The 18,771-nt window shown below is 41.2% G+C and carries 15 protein-coding genes; 10 read left to right on the forward strand and 5 right to left on the reverse strand.

Annotated elements, in window-relative coordinates:
• Window positions 1-68: 68 nt before the first annotated feature.
• On the reverse strand, window positions 69-785 hold the full coding sequence (locus MHB43_RS04285; protein WP_405131403.1) for an NPP1 family protein: 717 nt from the start codon (window positions 783-785) through the stop codon (window positions 69-71).
• Window positions 786-1,301: 516 nt separating this feature from the next.
• On the opposite strand from MHB43_RS04285, the gene MHB43_RS04290 reads away from it, so the two are divergent.
• Together MHB43_RS04290 and rlmD are read left to right on the forward strand one after the other, a co-directional pair.
• Complete coding sequence (locus MHB43_RS04290; RefSeq protein WP_017690659.1) at window positions 1,302-2,183, forward strand: diacylglycerol kinase; 882 nt, start codon at window positions 1,302-1,304, stop codon at window positions 2,181-2,183.
• A gap of 28 nt (window positions 2,184-2,211) precedes the next feature.
• Window positions 2,212-3,813, forward strand: coding sequence for a 23S rRNA (uracil(1939)-C(5))-methyltransferase RlmD (rlmD, locus tag MHB43_RS04295; protein ID WP_405131404.1), 1,602 nt, complete (start codon window positions 2,212-2,214; stop codon window positions 3,811-3,813).
• A gap of 129 nt (window positions 3,814-3,942) precedes the next feature.
• On the opposite strand, the gene MHB43_RS04300 is transcribed toward rlmD, so the two are convergent.
• Window positions 3,943-4,881, reverse strand: coding sequence for a 2-dehydropantoate 2-reductase N-terminal domain-containing protein (locus MHB43_RS04300; protein WP_339181918.1), 939 nt, complete (start codon window positions 4,879-4,881; stop codon window positions 3,943-3,945).
• Window positions 4,882-5,030: 149 nt separating this feature from the next.
• On the opposite strand from MHB43_RS04300, the gene MHB43_RS04305 reads away from it, so the two are divergent.
• The gene (locus MHB43_RS04305; RefSeq protein ID WP_237178126.1) at window positions 5,031-5,612 is read left to right on the forward strand and encodes a TetR/AcrR family transcriptional regulator; all 582 of its coding nucleotides are present in this window, start codon (window positions 5,031-5,033) and stop codon (window positions 5,610-5,612) included.
• A 382-nt stretch (window positions 5,613-5,994) separates the two neighbouring features.
• Here MHB43_RS04305 and MHB43_RS04310 read toward each other — a convergent pair whose 3' ends face one another.
• Both MHB43_RS04310 and MHB43_RS04315 read right to left on the reverse strand, forming a co-directional pair.
• Window positions 5,995-7,650: a leucine-rich repeat domain-containing protein gene (locus tag MHB43_RS04310; RefSeq protein WP_339181923.1), complete on the reverse strand. Its 1,656-nt coding sequence runs from the start codon at window positions 7,648-7,650 to the stop codon at window positions 5,995-5,997.
• 396 nt (window positions 7,651-8,046) lie between these two features.
• Window positions 8,047-8,928, reverse strand: a complete 882-nt coding sequence (locus tag MHB43_RS04315; RefSeq protein WP_339181926.1) for a GNAT family N-acetyltransferase — start codon at window positions 8,926-8,928, stop codon at window positions 8,047-8,049.
• A 482-nt stretch (window positions 8,929-9,410) separates the two neighbouring features.
• Between MHB43_RS04315 and MHB43_RS04320 the strand changes: the two genes are divergently transcribed.
• The 7 genes from MHB43_RS04320 to MHB43_RS04350 all read left to right on the forward strand — a co-directional run bounded on the left by MHB43_RS04320 (window position 9,411) and on the right by MHB43_RS04350 (window position 18,378).
• Complete coding sequence (locus tag MHB43_RS04320) at window positions 9,411-9,920, forward strand: restriction endonuclease subunit M (RefSeq protein ID WP_405131405.1); 510 nt, start codon at window positions 9,411-9,413, stop codon at window positions 9,918-9,920.
• Complete coding sequence (locus MHB43_RS04325) at window positions 9,917-13,129, forward strand: type I restriction endonuclease subunit R (RefSeq protein ID WP_405131406.1); 3,213 nt, start codon at window positions 9,917-9,919, stop codon at window positions 13,127-13,129. Before MHB43_RS04320 ends, MHB43_RS04325 begins: the two co-directional genes overlap by 4 nt.
• Window positions 13,130-13,173: 44 nt before the next feature.
• Window positions 13,174-14,175, forward strand: a complete 1,002-nt coding sequence (rhuM, locus tag MHB43_RS04330) for a RhuM family protein (protein ID WP_405131407.1) — start codon at window positions 13,174-13,176, stop codon at window positions 14,173-14,175.
• Window positions 14,172-15,356 carry a restriction endonuclease subunit S gene (locus tag MHB43_RS04335; RefSeq protein WP_405131408.1) on the forward strand — a complete coding sequence of 395 codons (1,185 nt, stop codon included), beginning with the start codon at window positions 14,172-14,174 and terminating at the stop codon, window positions 15,354-15,356. The genes rhuM and MHB43_RS04335 overlap by 4 nt, the downstream gene beginning before the upstream one ends.
• 15 nt (window positions 15,357-15,371) lie before the next feature.
• On the forward strand, window positions 15,372-15,989 hold the full coding sequence (gene fic, locus MHB43_RS04340; protein ID WP_405131409.1) for a protein adenylyltransferase Fic: 618 nt from the start codon (window positions 15,372-15,374) through the stop codon (window positions 15,987-15,989).
• A gap of 36 nt (window positions 15,990-16,025) precedes the next feature.
• Window positions 16,026-17,627 (forward strand): type I restriction-modification system subunit M, encoded by a 1,602-nt coding sequence (locus MHB43_RS04345; RefSeq protein WP_405131410.1) that lies wholly within the window; start codon window positions 16,026-16,028, stop codon window positions 17,625-17,627.
• 85 nt (window positions 17,628-17,712) lie between these two features.
• Entirely contained in the window at window positions 17,713-18,378 is a 666-nt protein-coding gene (locus MHB43_RS04350) for a hypothetical protein (RefSeq protein WP_405131411.1), read from the forward strand.
• A 130-nt stretch (window positions 18,379-18,508) separates the two neighbouring features.
• On the opposite strand, the gene MHB43_RS04355 is transcribed toward MHB43_RS04350, so the two are convergent.
• Complete coding sequence (locus tag MHB43_RS04355; protein WP_405131412.1) at window positions 18,509-18,715, reverse strand: DUF2536 family protein; 207 nt, start codon at window positions 18,713-18,715, stop codon at window positions 18,509-18,511.
• Window positions 18,716-18,771 lie beyond the last annotated feature (56 nt).

Consider the following 18,771-nt stretch of genomic DNA (forward strand, 5'->3'; position numbering starts at 1 on the left):
TCGGAATACGATCGCATTATAATGAAATCCCCCTCAAGTGAATTGTTCACTCGAAGGGGATTTTCTTTTTATCTAAACCAGGCTTTATTCAAATTGTTCGTGAAATTGTTATCGTTCATAGGCACGTTGGCACTGCCAAAGTCCGTGGTGTTGAGCGCATTACGGGCTGCTGGAGTCAGGTCATCCCATCCGATTAAAGGCTGAGTTCCGCCAACAGCATTAGTAACGCCAAGCTCATGGTTTAGCGGCCATGTACTATTATAGGAAATCACCGGATTGTTGCCTTGAGTATTGGTATTGCTCGGTGTGACCTTTGTGAACTGGCCGTGACCGGAATACGCGATGGAAAGGATTTGAGGATTGGCCGCTGCCGGATTATCGACCCACACGACGATTCCTTCCCAATCATGACGATGGCCGAGTCCAGTGGAAGGAGAGTCTTTGGGGAAATACCACGAATACATGATGGCCCATACCCCATTGTGCCATGTGGAACGGGAATAAATCTGTCCTGTACTTGAGCTACAGTTTCCATTGGATGACCCGGAAGTATTCAGGCCAGCACTGGTATTACCCTGTTGATCCACTGCGGGGAAAGGCACGCATCCATGATAGACTTTTAGAAAAGGCTGAAAACGCTTGGCTGCTTGTTGTGTTACGGTGAGAGGCGTAACTTCTTGGAATCCGACAACCTGATCATGATTAATTTCTGCCGCTTCAATAACGGTGACCCAAGGAATACAGGCCATAAGCGAAACCATGAGCGTTAACACGAATTTTTTCATTTTCAGTTCTCCTTCACAGGTATGGTGTGGTAAATGGTTAACGTGCACTAAGACTATATAGGAAAAAGATGTATTTTATTTATCCTTTGATATTAAGATTTGTAAATTAGTATCAAATATATGTCTTACTAGATATCAAGTGTCGAAGACTAATTCTTGTTCAAGCGGGCAGAATGGATGACTAATGAGATGATTTTACAAAAATTCCAGTGGGACAGATTCAAGGTCGTTGCGAGAAGTTATTGGGTAATGAATCGTTTAGTGGATACGGATATGAAAAAATATACTTATATATTACAGGCTAGGACATCTTTACATTTGATGATATGATAGGAGATAAAGGCTTTGGAATGAGACGGAATTCCTAATGCATAGATATAGGTAAGACGAAAGATTCGAGCAGAATGAACGGAAGATCATTTATATGTAAAAAATATACCCTTCTGTGGACTCGTGCAACGTAAGATTATGAGGTCGTTCAGACTCATGGATAATGTGGAATAGGTGGCGTATGAGATGAAAAAAGCTCGCTTAATATATAATCCGACCTCAGGCCGGGAAGAAATGAAGAAACGTCTGGCTGATATTTTGCAGCGTTTGGATCAAGGTGGTATTGAAGCTTCATGTCACGCAACAACGGGTGAAGGTGACGCAACCCGGGAAGCGGAACTCGCGATTGAGCGCGGGTATGACATGATTATTGCTGCTGGCGGTGATGGCACGTTGTATGAAGTCATTAACGGTATGGCCGAGCGGGAGAATCGTCCTCCGTTGGGTGTGTTTCCTCTGGGAACGACGAATGATTTTGCACGTGCACTCGGCATTCCAAGACAGTGGGAAGATTACGTGGATCTGGTCATTAACCAGCAGCTTCGTCCGCTCGATCTGGGCAAAGCGAATGATAAATATTTTATCAACATCGCCGGTGGTGGATCATTGACTGAACTGACCTATGAAGTACCGAGTCGTCTGAAAACGATGATTGGGCAACTGGCCTATTATATGAAGGGTATTGAGAAAATGGCGAGCCTGTCTCCTCAGGAGCTGATTATTCGCGCCGACGGTCAGGAAGAGATTCATGATGAATTCATGTTATTCCTCATCGCCAATACCAATTCGGTCGGGGGCTTCGAGAAGTTGGCTCCGGGTGCAACCATTGATGATGGTCTGTTCGATGTGATCGGTGTTCGCAAATGTAATCTGGCCGATATGATCCGCCTCGTAACGCTCGCGCTGCGTGGGGAGCATCTGAACGACAAGAAAGTGGTTCATTTCCAGACGAGTCATATGGAAGTTACGTCGCCGGGCTATGTGCAGCTGAACCTCGATGGAGAACTGGGTGGCACGCTGCCAGCTACGTTTACAAATTTGCGTCATCATTTGATGCTGTATCGTTAAATACTAAAAAGAAAGAAGTGAATGTACGTTGTCTAATACGAACCGCAGCGGTCGTGGAAAAAACCGCCGGAATTCGGCTGCCTCTCAGGGGCAAGGGAACGCTTCAGCGTCCCGTCAGCCAAGTCAATCATCTCGTCCATCTACACGTCAGCAAGGAAAAGAGGTGCGGCCACAAGGCGCATCTCTTTCTGCCGTTCGTGCAAAGGGGAGAGCGCGTGAATCTGCACCAATTGAAGGACTGCCCGTTAGCAAAAATGAAGAGACCGTCATCGACATCATTGGCATGAACCATGACGGTGAGGGTGTAGGTCGTGCGAATGGATACACGCTCTTCGTGCAGGGTGCGCTTCCAGGTGAAACCGTGCGCGTGCGCGTAATGAAAACCAAGAAGCAGTATGGCTACGCCAAGTTACTGGAGATCGTGAAAGCAAGCCAGGATCGTGTGTCCGCACCTTGCCCAATCTACGATCAGTGCGGCGGCTGCCAGATCCAGCATATGAGCTATGCCGGACAGCTTGCGTGGAAACGCCAGTTGGTGGTCGATAATTTGCAACGGATTGGCAAATTGAACGTGATGGTGGAGGATGCAGAAGATACGGAACATGCCATACGCGTACTGCCTACGATGGGCATGGACGAGCCATGGCGCTATCGGAACAAGGCACAGGTGCCAATTGGCGTGACCGAAGGCGGTTTAGTAGGTGGTTTTTACGCTAAAGGAAGCCACCGGATCATTGATATGGAGACTTGTCTCATTCAGCATGAGCATAATGACGAAGTGGTTGCGAAGGTTAAGGAGATCGGCAATCATTTTGGAATCAGCACATATAACGAAGAGACAGGTCGCGGTCTGTTGCGCCACGTCGTCGTCAAGAAGGCGTTCCGTACAGGGGAGATGATGCTTGTCCTGGTCACCAATGGCCGAGACATCCCGTACAAAGACGAATGGATTGGAAGTATCCGTGAAGCGATTCCGCATGTCGCGAGTATCTGCCAGAACGTGAATAAGAAGCAGACCAACGTCATCTTTGGCGATGAGACCCGCGTCCTGTGGGGCCGTGATGTAATCTATGATTATATTGGTGATGTGCAGTTTGCAATCTCAGCGCGTTCATTCTATCAGGTGAATCCGGTACAGACGGAAGTCCTGTATGGGAAAACGGTAGAGTACGCAGGACTGAGTGGCAAAGAGACAGTCATTGATGCCTATTGCGGCATCGGTACGATCTCTCTTTTCCTCGCGCAACATGCGGATCAGGTGTACGGGGTTGAGATTGTGCCTGAAGCGATCGAGGACGCGCGTAGTAACGCGATGTTGAACGAGATGCGTAACGTGAAGTTCGAAGTTGGTGCGTCCGAGGACGTTATTCCACGCTGGAAAGAACAAGGTATCGAAGCCGACGTGATCGTTGTCGATCCACCGCGGAAGGGCTGTGATCCACGTTTGCTGGAAACGATTCTGGAGATGAAGCCGGAGCGAGTGGTGTATGTGAGCTGTAATCCGAGTACGCTGGCACGTGATCTGCGTGTGCTGGAGGATGGCGGATATCGCACGGTTGAGGTAACGCCGGTGGACATGTTCCCGCATACAGTGCATGTGGAGAGTGTAGCGATGTTGGTTAGAGTGTAGTGTTTTGAAGCTACATTTACCTTTTTAATAAATAGCTACTTTGCCCGAAGCTTCTAAAGCTCGGGCTATAGTTGTTATAACCATTAGTAGAGTTGATGTTGGTCTGAACAATATCCAGTTTTCAGTTTATCATTTCTCAATAGCTTTGTGTTGTTGCTCAGTGTTTGCAAATTCCGCAGTAAGCCGTGGTGAAGGCATACCTAACTTTTTTGCTTCTCTCACAACTTCTTGTACTGCAAAGCCGGCTTTACTATTGTTGTATTCAATGAAAAGTCGCGGCAAGCTGCCCTTTGCAAAAATAACCTTGTTAAACAGCGTGCCGAGAAGTGCTGATGGAATTTTGGTCAACAGTAGAGTAATAGCGTCCATCTTTGCGCCTCTTGCTTTAAGTACAGGTGCCATTTCACGCATATTCTTACCAACATTTGCGAATGATTCACGATGATTCATAAGTGCTGGAAAACTTCCCCGTTTTAACACCTCGGTCTCCATCGCCGCATTCATGGCAAAGTGATTCCATAGCCAGCTTTGCATATCCTGTATCCAATTGATTTTAAAATGGGCGCTTTCAAATAGTTCTTTGACCTTGTTGTTTATCTGTTCCGTGCCTACCCGTGGTTTTTCCAGAAATATCATTTTTAAAAAGCCGCCCCTAAGCTTATTGTCCTCAATGCCGCCTCCTGCTCCTGGGAACCCAAAGACAACATTGTTCATAGACAAGGGCAAGATCGATGATTTTAAATTTTGCCAAATATTATTGAATATTAGGATCGGGGTGTTACCAGCGGTAGTCGATAGTAATTGTGCTGCTTCGGGAAGTTGTTTCGTGTTGACACTCGCAATAATGAGATCGTAATTTGGGCTTACCTCCTCATGCAACTTGACTTTCCAGCTTTCCTGGATTAACTGTTTCCCTCTTCGCGCATCCCACATTTCAAGCGTTATATGACTTCCGAAGGTTTCTTTTCTCCCTTTTCTAACGTAAAACTCAACGGTATGCCCTGCCTTTTCGAAAGCCCATGCGTATTGGGTCGATATTACACCTCTACCGAAAAATAAAATTCTCATCTTAGCCTCCTAATAATCCATATTCATCCTTGTTGATGATCCAACAACGTGTTGTATAATGTTATTGTATTGATTCACTATACGCTCATCAACCATCAGATTTTTAATATCTGTCGGATAATTGATCGAACAGCAAACGGAGGCAAATAATGAAAAAGCAACCCGAAATTACGGACAAAACAAGGCAGACATTCATAAATGTATTCTGCGATTTATATAGCCAAAAACCCATCGAAAAAATATCCATTCAAGAGATTGCTAACCAATCAGGATATAATCGAAGTACATTTTATCAATACTTTACAGATATCTATGAGTTGTTGGACTGCATTGAAGAGCGTGTTTTGAAATCCATTAACGAGGAAATGGCAGGCAGAGAGTTTTCTACACATACGTTCCAGGATGCACTTCAATGCTTGGAAAATGCAGAGGACATTTCAGTTCTGAAAGCGCTCTTGGGCGACTATGGTTCTGTTCATTTTGTGGAACGCTTGAAAAGAGAAATTCCCTTTGAGCGATTGATTGTGGATTTACCAACAGATGATGTCTTGGCACCATATATCATTGAGTTTTACATTTCAACATTAATATCTATGTTTCGTCTTTGGATACGCAACGACAAAGATCTATCGTCAGAAGAATTGGTCAAGCTGATCGATAGTCTATTTGCAAAGGGGATAACACCGTATCATATTTTTGGCACGGTCAATCCGCGTTCTGATTCGAATTAAAAGTAAAGGGACGAGGAGAAAGAAAATGAGGGACTTACTGTAACAGAATTCCTGATTCTAGGGTCGCTTCCCTAATCATTTTGTAAGAGCCTTTTCTGGTGCGACATCTAAGGATAGGGTAAAGTATTCAACAATCGGAAGACTGAGTGAAAGCGGCTGATATAAGATTGCTTGAATAGGTGGATTCAGCCACATCGTATTAGTTTATTGCACCGTCAGCATGCATCCCATGTGGAGAGTATAGCGATGTTGGTTAGAAGCTAAACATAAACAGAAGGGGTTTGAGAATTTATACATAATTCTCGAACCCCATCTTGTCTTTGTTTTAATACCATCCATTAACTATGGTATTCTAAAACTCCCCCATCATCCCAGCCGGTAATTAATATACGTGCACACCCGTACCAAGCACGGATTTGTTTTGTACGGCATTGCCGGATAGATATACCTTTTGCAGATTAGGCAGCTGGCTTAGGGTCTCTATATTGGAAATGGCATTGTTCTCGAGATGAAGCTCTTCTATGGCCTGCCAGTTACTCATAAATTCGAGAGAAGCCAAATTGCTGTCTTGTAGAGTGAAGGAACGTAGAGCGGACATTTTGGCAAAGTAAGGCATCATCTGGTCAACTTCAGTAACTGAGGTGTTGTTTATGCTGAAATATGGCTGCTCTAAGGTCAAATGTTCAAGTACGCTGTTCTCCGCGGCCGCTTTTTGTTCAAAATTCAGCCTACACTCGGAGCACACCAAAGATTTCACCTGCTTCAAACGAAATAAGGCATCGCTTTCTTTGAACAGTGACGAGTCGTAAATGTTTAAGGTCTCTAGGCGGGACAAGGCGTCCAGGGCGGCAAGACGGGTTATTTCATCGATCTCCCAGAGCGAGAGTTGCTCCAGTTTCGGGAATTTCCCCAGCGCAGCCAAGTTCAATTCCCCACTTCCGCCACGGAGCGTCAGACTGGTTGTAGCCGGGGCCTTTAGCCCGGGGAGAAAGGAGCTTGGAATTTCCACTCGCTCTACTTTAGGCAGTGTCAGCGCTTCTGCATTCTCGTAGTAGCCGGACAACGTTAATTCCCGCAAAGAGGACAGGCTATTGATGGCTTTTACCGAACCAAGTTGACTTAGAGAAGCCAGGCGTAGTGTAGTAATAGAGTTTTTGCCGGTCAAGCGCTCCAGGCTCGAGATGTTTACATTTTCAATATCTAGCGTTTGTAGAGCAGGCATATTTTGCACAAAGTCGATGGACTTTACGTTCGTTAAATAGGACAACTGAAGCTCCTGAAGCTGGGTCAAGGCATACAGCGGCTGCAGGACTGTGGTTTCACTGTACTGTATAGACAAGGATGATAGCCCGGTCATGGACGACAACCATCCGAGTTCATTGACAAAGGTGAGCGACAGGGACTTGATTGGCAATTGGTTTAACAAGTGAAGATCTGTTACGGACTCATCCACATAGGTAATGGATAAAGAGTTCAGATTGGGGAATTCCAGTAGTAGGGCCAACTCCTGATTGCTGCGAAGCTGAGTGGAAAGCTCCGTAATTTTAGACTTGTCGCCAAAGTAGCCCGAAAATGTACTAAAGGATTCGTTAAAAGCGCCACCATAACTTTTTAATCCGGGCATATGGGCCAAAGTGGTTTGGTCCGTCTGGGATATTTCATAGGTATTCGTCAGGTCCAATGCCGTCAGTCCCTTAAAAGCTTCAAAATCTCGCTGATCAATCCGCTGGCTATTCAGTTTCTTGTCCTGAGTAATATAAGTGATCTTCTCGGCCTGTTCATCGCTGAAGGGATCGGAGAGGCTATATGTAAACTTCCACTGATCATTCTCCGAATGCTCTACGGTTAAATAGCGAATACGAGCCAATTCCTCCTCTGTTGGCAAGGCGGACCCTTTATCAAAGATATCTCGCAAAAATGAGAGCAGAACCTCGCTTTCAGGCATCTTTCGTACAGGCAGATTGGCTTCTGTTTTTGGATAGGTGGAGCTGTTGCTATAATAAAAATATGTACCGATCGCGCCAGTTAGGACTAACATCAGTATCAGCATTACCTTTACGGAGGCAGTCTGCTTCGGTGGTACTTTAGGGGGCGTTCCATGGTAATGATTAATAGTCTGGTCTACGTAATAGACATGATTTTGCTTCAATAAAAGCTCTGTTTCACAATAGGGACACTTTAAAACTTCATCTTTCTTGTATTCAATTCTTCCGTTGCAATTGGGGCAGTTTAGCGGGATAAACGCCACGAATGTCCCCTCCTTCATTATGATGGTCATAAGATCATGCTGAACGGTCATCTGATTTCATTATACCTTGTGAATTTACGTTTGATGAGAGAAAGAAGTTTCACATAACGAAGGAGCAGGGAAATCCTGCTCCTTTTTGACCTTTTTTAAGTATGGTCTGTGTGGCAGATCTTAATAAATAAATCATCAAGCAATAGATGTAATCGGATGTTTAACGTGCACAGGGTAGAGGTGTTCACCATAGGTTCTTACAAATAAACCTTCATTGATGATCGAACTTTTTAGAACGATATCATCTGTTGCATCTGGAGTGAAATGAAAGGTTACTTTTTCCGTATCCTCATCTGCAATCTTATCCAAAATATCTTTCATATTCATTTCGTTTAAGCTAACAACGTCGAAGAGCTCAATATGATTGTCTTCTTTCTGATAAATAACAATGACGTTTTCGTTTTCCAAGTAATAAATATCATCACTAAAGACATTCAGGCAATAAAACATGAGTATTCCTTGAGCATGATGGGTTGCGAAATGGCGAGAAACAGGCAATCTTTCCGATGCCAATTTTTGAATAAGACGTAAATCATCCGCGTTAGTAACATCGAGTTTCTGAATGTTCGCAGGCTTGGATGATTTTTTTGCCGTATAATTCATTGAAAAAAGATGTTCTTCCACAGGCTTGAACCCAAACTTGGGGTAAAAATCAAGCACCGATTCATTGGCAAAAAGGTACATGTAATCGTACTTGTTCTCGTATTCCTCTAAAACTTTGTTCATTAAATCTGTAGAGAGTCCTTTCCCCCGATAATCAGGATGTGTCATCACCGTGCCGATTTGAATCGCTTTTTTCTTCTCACCGTGAATGATGAGCTCAAGGATGTTAACAGAAACGTTGGCAATAACCTGGTCTCCATCGACATATGAATAAGGGATGTAACGCTCGCCCCAGTATCCTTGTTGATACCAATCTTCAAAATTGATCTCAAACGTGTTGACAGCAAGCTCGAAAAAACTCTTGCGCAGTACTTCATTGTTTTTATAATTCTTCATAAATATTAATTCTTGCATGGTATACTCCTCTGCTCTCAATAAGTTTATTATCCAGTGATTTAACTTACAATTCTACCAGATATTATTCGACAAAAGTTTCTGATCCCCCTTTTGAAGATATGAATCTTTCAGTCAATAAATGTTGAGAGTAAAATTAGATAAAACGCTTGCTCCCAGAGCAAACCATTAGCATATACAAAGTCCCTGGCTTTATCTATGGATGCTGGCATATAATGACCTCCCTTTCTGACTCGCAATAGGTGATTGTTAATGTGATGATTCTATAAGTTTCTGTAAATCCCGTTAGGCTTCTCCTTTTTCTAGTGATTGTAATTTATAAAAATTACGAAAATATAGTATTGATTTTCTGATTTAGATTTGATAAAGTGTACACATTCAATAAAAAACTTAATTTTGGAAAGGCACGAATACATATGATAAGATTGGATCGTATCGCTCAGTTTGTAAGTGGATCTCCGCAGTTCAGGATTGCTGAGGCAATGGACCATAAAGCACCACTTTATACGTATTACAGGCAATCTGAGATTGAAAATGATCTTGTTGGTATGGATTCTAATCCTGGTGATCGGAAACAAGTACGAACCTTTGATCAGCTGAACACGTTATGTCAGGGCGATCTTGTGTTTAGTTTAGTATCGGGAAAATCTACAATCGTTAGTGCAAGACACGAGGGTTATCTATACACACAAAACTACGTTAAGCTAGTAACGGGTGAGAATGTGGACTCCAAATATCTTGCTTACTTGCTTAATGAAGATAAATTCGTAAGAAAGCAGTTACTATTGGGTTTACAAGGTTCTCAAGTTCTAAAATACACGCTAAAACAATTGAAAGAGCTTGAATTATTCAATATTCCTAAATTAGAAAAGCAGCAAATGATTGGTGAGCTTTATTTCAATCAATTACGGTTGGAAGCGTTACGAAATCGTAACTCAAAATTGGAAACGATCCTGGTATTAGAGAGACTTGAGGAGGCAAATAATAAATGAACGAGACTCAGTTTGAGACTGAATTAATTCAATACCTTACAAGCGGAACAATTACACAACCCGAATATCTAGAAGGAATAAGTGACTTTGTTGTAAAGGAATCCAATACGGATTACATAGTGAAGACGAAACGGTGGAAATATGAATCGAAGATTAAAACGAACGAACAACTCTGGGACAACTTCAAAGGCATTCTGGAACAACACAATCAGAATACACTTGAACGTCCCCTAAGTGTTGTGGAGTTTAATCAGGTTAAGAAAATCATCTCTGATATTCAATCTCCTTACGAAGCAGGACAGTTTTTATACGGTTTAAACGGAGTTTCGCAAATTGAGATTGACTTGGACGATGGACGTCATGTATTCCTTACTGTATTTGATCAAAAACAAATCGGAGCTGGGGATACCATATATCAAGTGGTCAATCAGATTGAACGACCAGCTGTTATTGCTGGTAAACAAACTCGATATTTTGACACGACTCTGTTAATTAATGGTCTGCCTATCATTCAAATTGAAGAAAAGCGTGATACACGTGATGTCAATGAAGCGCTTAATCAAATGAATCAATATGCTGATGAAAATCAATATCGTGATATTTTCTCAACATTGCAAATTCTGGTTGCCATAACACCTAGCAATGTGAAGTATATGGCGAACACAACGTCAGATAAATTTAATAAGGATTTTGCTTTTAACTGGCAACGTAAGAGTGACAATATGATTGTACGTAACTGGAAAGAGTTCGCAGATTCTATGCTTTCAATTCCAATGGCACACCAAATGGCCACCAATTATATGATTTTGGACGGAACAAAGAATAAACAGATGTTGAAAGTCATGCGTCCGTATCAAGTGTATGCTACTCAGAATGTGATTGAGGGCTTGAAACGTTCAGATTTTGAGCTTGGCACACATAAGATCGGCTACATATGGCACACGACTGGAGCGGGCAAGACCATCACAAGTTTCAAAACAGCATGGCTGGCAAGTCGTATGCCAAAGGTGGACAAGGTGGTCTTTGTTGTGGACCGCATTGCGTTAACCAAGCAAACCAATGAAAATTACAAAGCCTATGATCCTGATGCTACAGAAGATACCTTTGGCAGCGTTCAAAACACGAACAATACAACTGATTTGAGCAGAAAGCTTAAAAGTAAAGACAATAACATCATTGTGACTTCTGTCCAGAAACTGGACACATTGGTGAAACGCAAAACATTTACAGCTCCAGATAAAAATATTGTGTTTATTGTGGATGAAGCTCATCGCTCAACAGGTGGTGACTCGTTCAATAATATTCAAAAAGCATTTAAGAAGTCAGCTTGGGTAGGGTACACAGGAACGCCTATGTTTGATGAAACGACAACGGGTCTTCGAACAGAAGATATTTTTGGGCCCCTATTACATGCCTATACGATTCGTGAAGCCATTGCTGATCGCAATGTACTAGGGTTTAAAGTAGATTTTGAGACCACTATTGATGAAAAACAAATGAAGGAAAAATATCTTCCTGCATTCTACAGTGAACGTTATCCCAAGTGGAGTGAAGAACGAATTCAGGAGAAAATCGACAATCTCTCCCAGGAAGATATGGATGATGCGGTTGAACCGAGTTTCTACGACGAGAATGTGGATCATGTCAGATTGGTAGTCGAAGACATCTTTAAGAACTGGCGCAATCGTTCGAATGAAGGGAAGTACAATGCTTTATTTACGACTCATGTGGGTGGTGGTAAAGCGAGTACGCCAATGGCAATGATGTATTTTGATGAGTTTCAGCGTGTTAATGAAGAACATAAAAAGAATAGTGGACAAACACTAAAAGTTGCTGTGACATTCAGCCTAAATACAACGAATAATGACGGTATGCTTGCCTCCAATCAAGGTTTGTTCAGGGCGATTACTGCTTACAACACTGAATTTGGTACGTCATTTGGTATGGATGATATCTCTGGTTATACGCAAGACGTGGCTTCACGCTTGAATAAATCTTCTTATGATCGGAATTATCTTGATCTTGTTATTGTGGTTGACCAATTGTTAACTGGTTTTGATGCGCCTGAGCTGAATACGCTATATGTGGATCGAACACTAAAAGGTGCAGGGTTGATTCAAGCTTATTCAAGAACAAACCGGATTTCGGATATGCAATTGAAACCATGGGGACGTGTGGTGAACTATCGCTGGCCTGCTCATAATGAAAAGCTGATGAATAAAGCACTCGCGATTTATGCTAATAAAGACTCAGCCATTTTATCCGATGAACAAATGCGTGAATTTAATCAGCAAGATGGAATTATTGCCGAACCATTTGAAAATGTATTTAATGAAGTGGAGAAAGTAGTTAAAGAGTTGAGTGACCTAACATTTGATTTTCAACAGCTGCCTCCTTCAGAAAAGAAAAAGGAAGAAATGCTTGATTTGCTTCGAGATTATAACAAAGGCATGGCCAAATTAAAACAATATGATCCAGATGAAGTTGATGGTGAGACAGTTGGATTTAATTATGATGATCCCGAGCAGTTATTAGAGAAGCTAGGAATGACGTCAGAGCAAGAAGTCATGCTGACAACGGTCTTAACGAACGAACTCAAGTCGCATATTGCAAAAGAGAAGAAAATCCCTGTATATCAGATTGAGTTGAGAATGACACATGTGAAGGATGTTAAAGTGGACTATGATTATCTCACTGAACTCGTCGAAAAACTACTGAATCAGGTTCACGAAGGTAAAGATCAAGAAGCCAAAGAGACACAAGAAAAAATCAATCAATTTGCCAATGGATTGGATGACCGTAACTATGCTACCCAGATTATGAATGCAGCTTCGGCTATTGTTGAAGGATATTTCCCCCCTGCCGGTGCTAACTTCAAATATCCTGCGGATCTAAACGGAAATAGTGAACAAATTATCCAGCAAGCGAGCAACATCAGCTTGGATCGTATGTTTCTTGATTTTCGAGTGAAGTGGGGAATCACGGATATCATTACGAGCGCTCAAATGCGGGAATTGTTCAGCCGACATCGCTACGGTGTGCAGGACTTGGATGATACAGGGCAGATACGTGACATTATTGCTCAAGCCGCTTCTAACTATACAACACTCGCTCATGATGAACATATACAGTCCTTGTCTAAAATGAAGTATCGCAATGGTTTGCGTGACGCGATCTATGAATTGGCAGATACTTTGGTGGAAAGTTAATAGAGTCTAAGTAGTTTAATCATGTGCATAGATGGGAGATCCTGATGAAAGAAATCCAATTTTTAATGTATGATGGGGATGAGAAAGTAGAAGTTCTTGTGCAAGACGAAACAATATGGGCGACGCAAAAGATTATTTCACAGCTTTTTGATGTTGGAATCCCGGCAATCAGTAAACATCTGAAAAATATTTTTCAAACTGGGGAACTAGATGAGAAAGTGGTTGTTTCCATTTTGGAAATAACCACTCAACATGGAGCAATAGACGAAAAAACTCAAACCAAACCAGTGAAATATTATAATCTGGATGCTATTATTTCAATTGGCTATCGTGTTAATTCACAAAAGGCTACGAAGTTCCGGATCTGGGCAACAGATATCTTGAAAGATTATATCCTTAAAGGATTTAAAATTGATGTTGAGCGCATGAAACAAGGAGAACATGTTTTTCGCAAGGACTACTTCCGTGAGCTGATTGAAACGGTTCGTTCCATCCGCGCAAGTGAACGGCGGATATGGCAACAAATATCAGATGTATTTGCGGAAATATCATATGACTATGACAAGAACGCAGACGTCACTAAGAAGTTTTATGCGACCGTTCAGAACAAGTTTCATTATGCGATTACAGGCAAAACTGCGGCGGAAATTGTGTATAACAGTGCCGATAAAGATAAAGAGCATATGGGGCTTACGTCATGGAAGAATTCACCTGATGGCCGAATCTTACAATCCGATGTAACTGTTGCGAAGAATTATTTAACGGAAAAACAAATTCGCAGTCTGGAGCGTAACGTATCCGCTTATTTTGATTATGTAGAACGATTGCTCGAAGATGAGGTTTTATTGGGTATGCAGGACTTTGCCAAGAGCATTGATGAATTTCTAACATTCAATCGCTATGAAGTATTAGATGGTACCGGACGTATTTCACAAAGTTCAGCTAAAGAGAAGGCGATTGGGGAGTATAGAGAATTTAACAAACACCAAAAAATAGTGTCAGATTTTGATCGAGTCATTAAGACGCTACAGGGAGAGCAGCAATGAGTGAACATAAAGAAAATGTACCGAAATTAAGGTTTCCTGGGGCTACCGGAGCTTGGGAAAAGCGTTATTTATCTGATGTAGCACAAATTTCATCAGGAGGAACACCGAATAGAAAAGAAAGTTCTTATTGGAATGGAACCATTCCCTGGGCAACTACAGCAGAGGTTAATTATTCTGTAATAACTGATACAAAGGAGAAAATAACTTTAGAGGGTCTGAATAGTTCATCTGCCAAATTACTCTCAATAGGCACAATTTTGTTGGCCATGTACGGTCAAGGCAAAACAAGAGGTAAAGTAGCTATTTTGGGTATAGAGGCAACCACAAATCAGGCAAATGCAAATATTGCTGTAAGTCCCATAGTAAATAACCTTTTTCTTTACTATCAACTTGAAAAACAATATGAGATACTGAGGAATTTAGCTAATGAAGGTGGCCAGGCAAATCTTAGTTTGAGTATTGTTAAGAATATTTCCGTATCAATATCAAGTGATTTATCTGAGCAAGAAAAAATAGGAAACTTATTCAAACAACTCGACAACCTCATTATCCTTCATCAGCGCAAATTAAATAATGTTAAAAATCTAAAGGCTGGATTGCTTCAAAAAATGTTTCCGAAAAATGGTGAAGATTTTCCTGAGGTTCGGTTTCCTGGATTCACTGACGCTTGGGAACAATATAGGTTAGGTGAACTTTGCGATGAATTCCAAAGTGGAAAGAATATTAATTTAGAGTATATTTGGGATAAAGGCGATGAAAGCAGGTATCCAGTGTTTGGTGGTAATGGACTTCGGGGCTACACAGACACTTATAATCATGATGGAATATATGCACTAATTGGAAGACAAGGCGCACTTTGTGGAAATATGAATTTATCATACGGAAAAGCCTACTTTACGGAACATGCTATTGCCGTCAAAGCTAACAAAGACAATGAAACAAGGTTCTTATTCTATCTCTTAGGTGAGATGAATCTCCGCCAATATTCGGGTCAATCTGCACAGCCGGGATTGGCAGTGAACAAGCTAATAGCGCTGTCTGCTTTAATTCCCACATTTGAAGAACAAGCTCGAATTAGTACATTTTTTAGTAATCTCGACAACCTTATCTCCCTGCATCAACGCAAGCTAGAACATTTGCAAGAACAGAAGAAAGCAATGCTTCAACAAATGTTTGTATGATCGGAGGTTTAAGTGATGGCTATGGAAAACAAATTAGGCATTACCGATGCTTCGGAGCTTGCTCGTGTTGAAGAAAAGCTCAGCAAGAAAAAAGCGCTGGAAATGTTCGAGACGGGCTTGCTGGATACATTAGAAGTTGGCACATTTAAGGCATTATCCTATATTCACAAATGTCTTTTCGAAGAAATATATGATTTTGCTGGAAAAGTACGTGATGTTAATATAGCCAAGGGTGGTTTTCGATTCGCACCTGTGATGTACCTTGAAGTTGCACTGGAGAATATTTCAAAGCTACCACAATCCACTTTTGACGAAATCATCGAAAAGTATGTTGAGATGAACGTGGCTCATCCTTTTCGAGAGGGAAACGGGAGAAGTGCAAGAATATGGCTTGATTGCATCTTGAAAAAGGAAATCAGGCAAGTTATCGATTGGAGTAAGGTTGATAAAGAAGACTATTTGCTTGCCATGGAAAGAAGTCCTATTAAAGACGTCGAGATTAAGTTTCTTCTTCAAGCAGCTCTTACGGATCAGATCAATGACCGTGAGATTTATATGAAAGGCATCGATGCGAGCTACCATTACGAGGGTTACTACGTGTATAAGACAGAAGATCTCCATAAGGAACAGTAAATGGAGCGATTGTATATCTGGGAGGAAGTAAAAAAAATGAGCAACAATCTACAAAGCATAACAACAAAACTGTGGGCGATGGCGAACGAGCTACGCGGAAGCATGGATGCGGCAGAATATAAGAACTACATTCTAGCCTTTATGTTCTATCGCTATCTGTCCGAGCATCAAGAACAATATCTGGTTGAGAACAATATTCTTGAAGTTGCTGAGGGGGAATCAATTAATAAAGCTTATTTAGAACAAGCATCTGGCGACGATTTGAAAGATTATTTGCAGGATATTTCTTCTAGTTTAGGCTATGCCATTGCTCCACTGGATACTTGGGAATCGTTGGTTCATAAGATCGAGAATAGTATGGTGATTCCAAGTGATTATCAAACACTTTTTGATAACTTCAATAAGAATGCTGAATTAAACCAAGAAGCGGCGAAAGATTTCCGTGGGGTCTTTAACGACATCAATCTTGGAGATTCGCGCCTGGGTTCTTCTACTAATGAACGTGCAAAATCACTTAACCGCATTGTGAAGCTCGTTGATGGCATCAGTTACAAAGGTGAAGATAACAAAGATATTCTTGGTGCAATCTACGAATACCTAATCGGCCAATTTGCAGCAAGTGCAGGTAAAAAAGGTGGAGAGTTCTACACACCTCATGAAGTGTCTAAAGTGTTGGCTAAAATTGTAACGGACGGTGTTGAAGCTTCAGGTAATACATTCTCTGTTTATGACCCGACTTGTGGATCAGGATCACTACTGTTAACAGTAAAAGGTGAGTTGCCTGGTGGAGATCGACCAGGAGCTATTAAGTTTTATGGCCAAGAAAAGAACACAACTACTTACAACTTGGCCCGGATGAATCTGATGATGCACGGTGTTTCATTTAACAATATAACCCTCTCTAATGCGGATACACTTGAAAGCGATTGGCCTGATGGAGTAGACGCCCAAGGTAACGATCATCCACGTTCTTTTGATGCCGTGGTTGCGAATCCTCCTTATTCTGCTCATTGGGATAACAGTGAAACAAAACTCAAAGATCCACGCTTTAGAGAGTATGGCAAACTTGCTCCTAGAACAAAGGCAGATTATGCATTCATTTTACACAGTGTGTATCATCTTCTGAATGATAAGGGAACAATGGCGATTGTATTGCCGCATGGTGTATTGTTCCGTGGCGCAGCAGAAGGTGTGATTCGTCAAACTTTAATTGAGAAAAACTATCTTGATACAGTTATAGGCTTGCCTGCTAACTTATTTTACGGCGTATCAATTCCAACCACAATTTTGGTGTTTAAAAAAAATCGTAAAGCAAAAGATATTTTGTTTATTGATGCAAGCCACGAGTTTGAAAAGGGTAAGAATCAAAACAAACTTACGAATGAGAACATTAATAAAATTGTTGAAACTTACCGAAATCGTGTAGATGTCGATAAATACGCTCATGTGGCGTCACTTGAAGAAATTAAAGCCAATGAGTATAACTTAAATATTCCTCGTTACGTGGATACGTTTGAAGAAGAGCAAACGATAGATCTTGCTGAAGTGAATAAGCTATTAGAACAAGATCGAAAAGAAATTGCTGAACTTGAAGCTACGATTAATGAACAGCTGAAAATATTGGGTATTCATATGTAAATGTAAGAGGTGGGTTAAGAGGGCAGAATATCATTTCTTGTCTCTCTAACCTTACATATTAGAAAGCTAGTGGTTCATAAGTGGAATGATTAAACCAATAGAACTAAGTGAGGTAATTATGGGGAGAAGCCAAAAAAATAATAATCAAAACAATTTTAAGGGTAAAGTAAACTTTCAGGGACCGGCACAAATTGCTGCAGGAGATATAATTAATCACCATGTACCAAATACCAATAATCAAGAGGCTAATTATACGCCTGAACCAGTATGGCGAAGCCCATTTACTATGGCTATTTTATCATGGATTAGCTTTGTTATAACAGTTGGTGGATTGATTCCTATTGTTGTTAAAATGGTGAAAAATAGTTTAGATATTTTCAATGGAGCAATGAAGCCAGTAGTAGGGTTTCAATTTTCAATATATTTAATGGCATTTGTAATTCTGGTTATCTTACTTGTGATACTACTTAGTCTTAGAAGAATTGCTAAAACCGAAACGAGGCATCCCTTATTTTTCAATTTTGCAATCAATGGTCACGGTAATAGATTGACATTAGAGAAAATACATTCTAAATGTCCTCAATGTGGTGGGAAGATGAAATATTATAATAGACCAGTGAAATGGAGAGAGATACTTTACAGTGATGGCAGAATTAAGCGTCAGGTTACAAAAAGAGTTCCTGCAATAGAATGTAAGCGAAATTCAGATGAGCATTGGTACAGGGTTGACCCTGCAGAAGATATGTTATAAACATTGAGTTGAGTGAGTCAATATTTATTAAGCACAAGTTTGAAAAAAATATATTATAACGAATTTAGAAAAAACGGATTGGGCATGATCAATCCGTTTTTTCTATTCCCCTAGACTACTCTATGGTCCATCAATCTACGGCAAAATGTATGACTGCACTATATAACATTTTGTTGCGAAAAGGGTCAAACGTTACTTGATGTTGAACTTGCTTTACGCGCAGCATTAATGCTTTGTTCATTCCGATTCGCTCTTCGATCGCTCGTTCGAGTTCACGGAAGTCATAAGCCTGCAAGCATTCAACTTTGTCTTTGATCATATCCAGTGAAATTTCCATATCTAATTCAGGCCTCCTTAAAATCTTGATTTGCAGGTTAAAAGCCTGTCGAGCTT

This window comes from Paenibacillus sp. FSL H8-0317, assembly GCF_045040685.1.
Taxonomy (GTDB): Bacteria; Bacillota; Bacilli; order Paenibacillales; family Paenibacillaceae; genus Paenibacillus.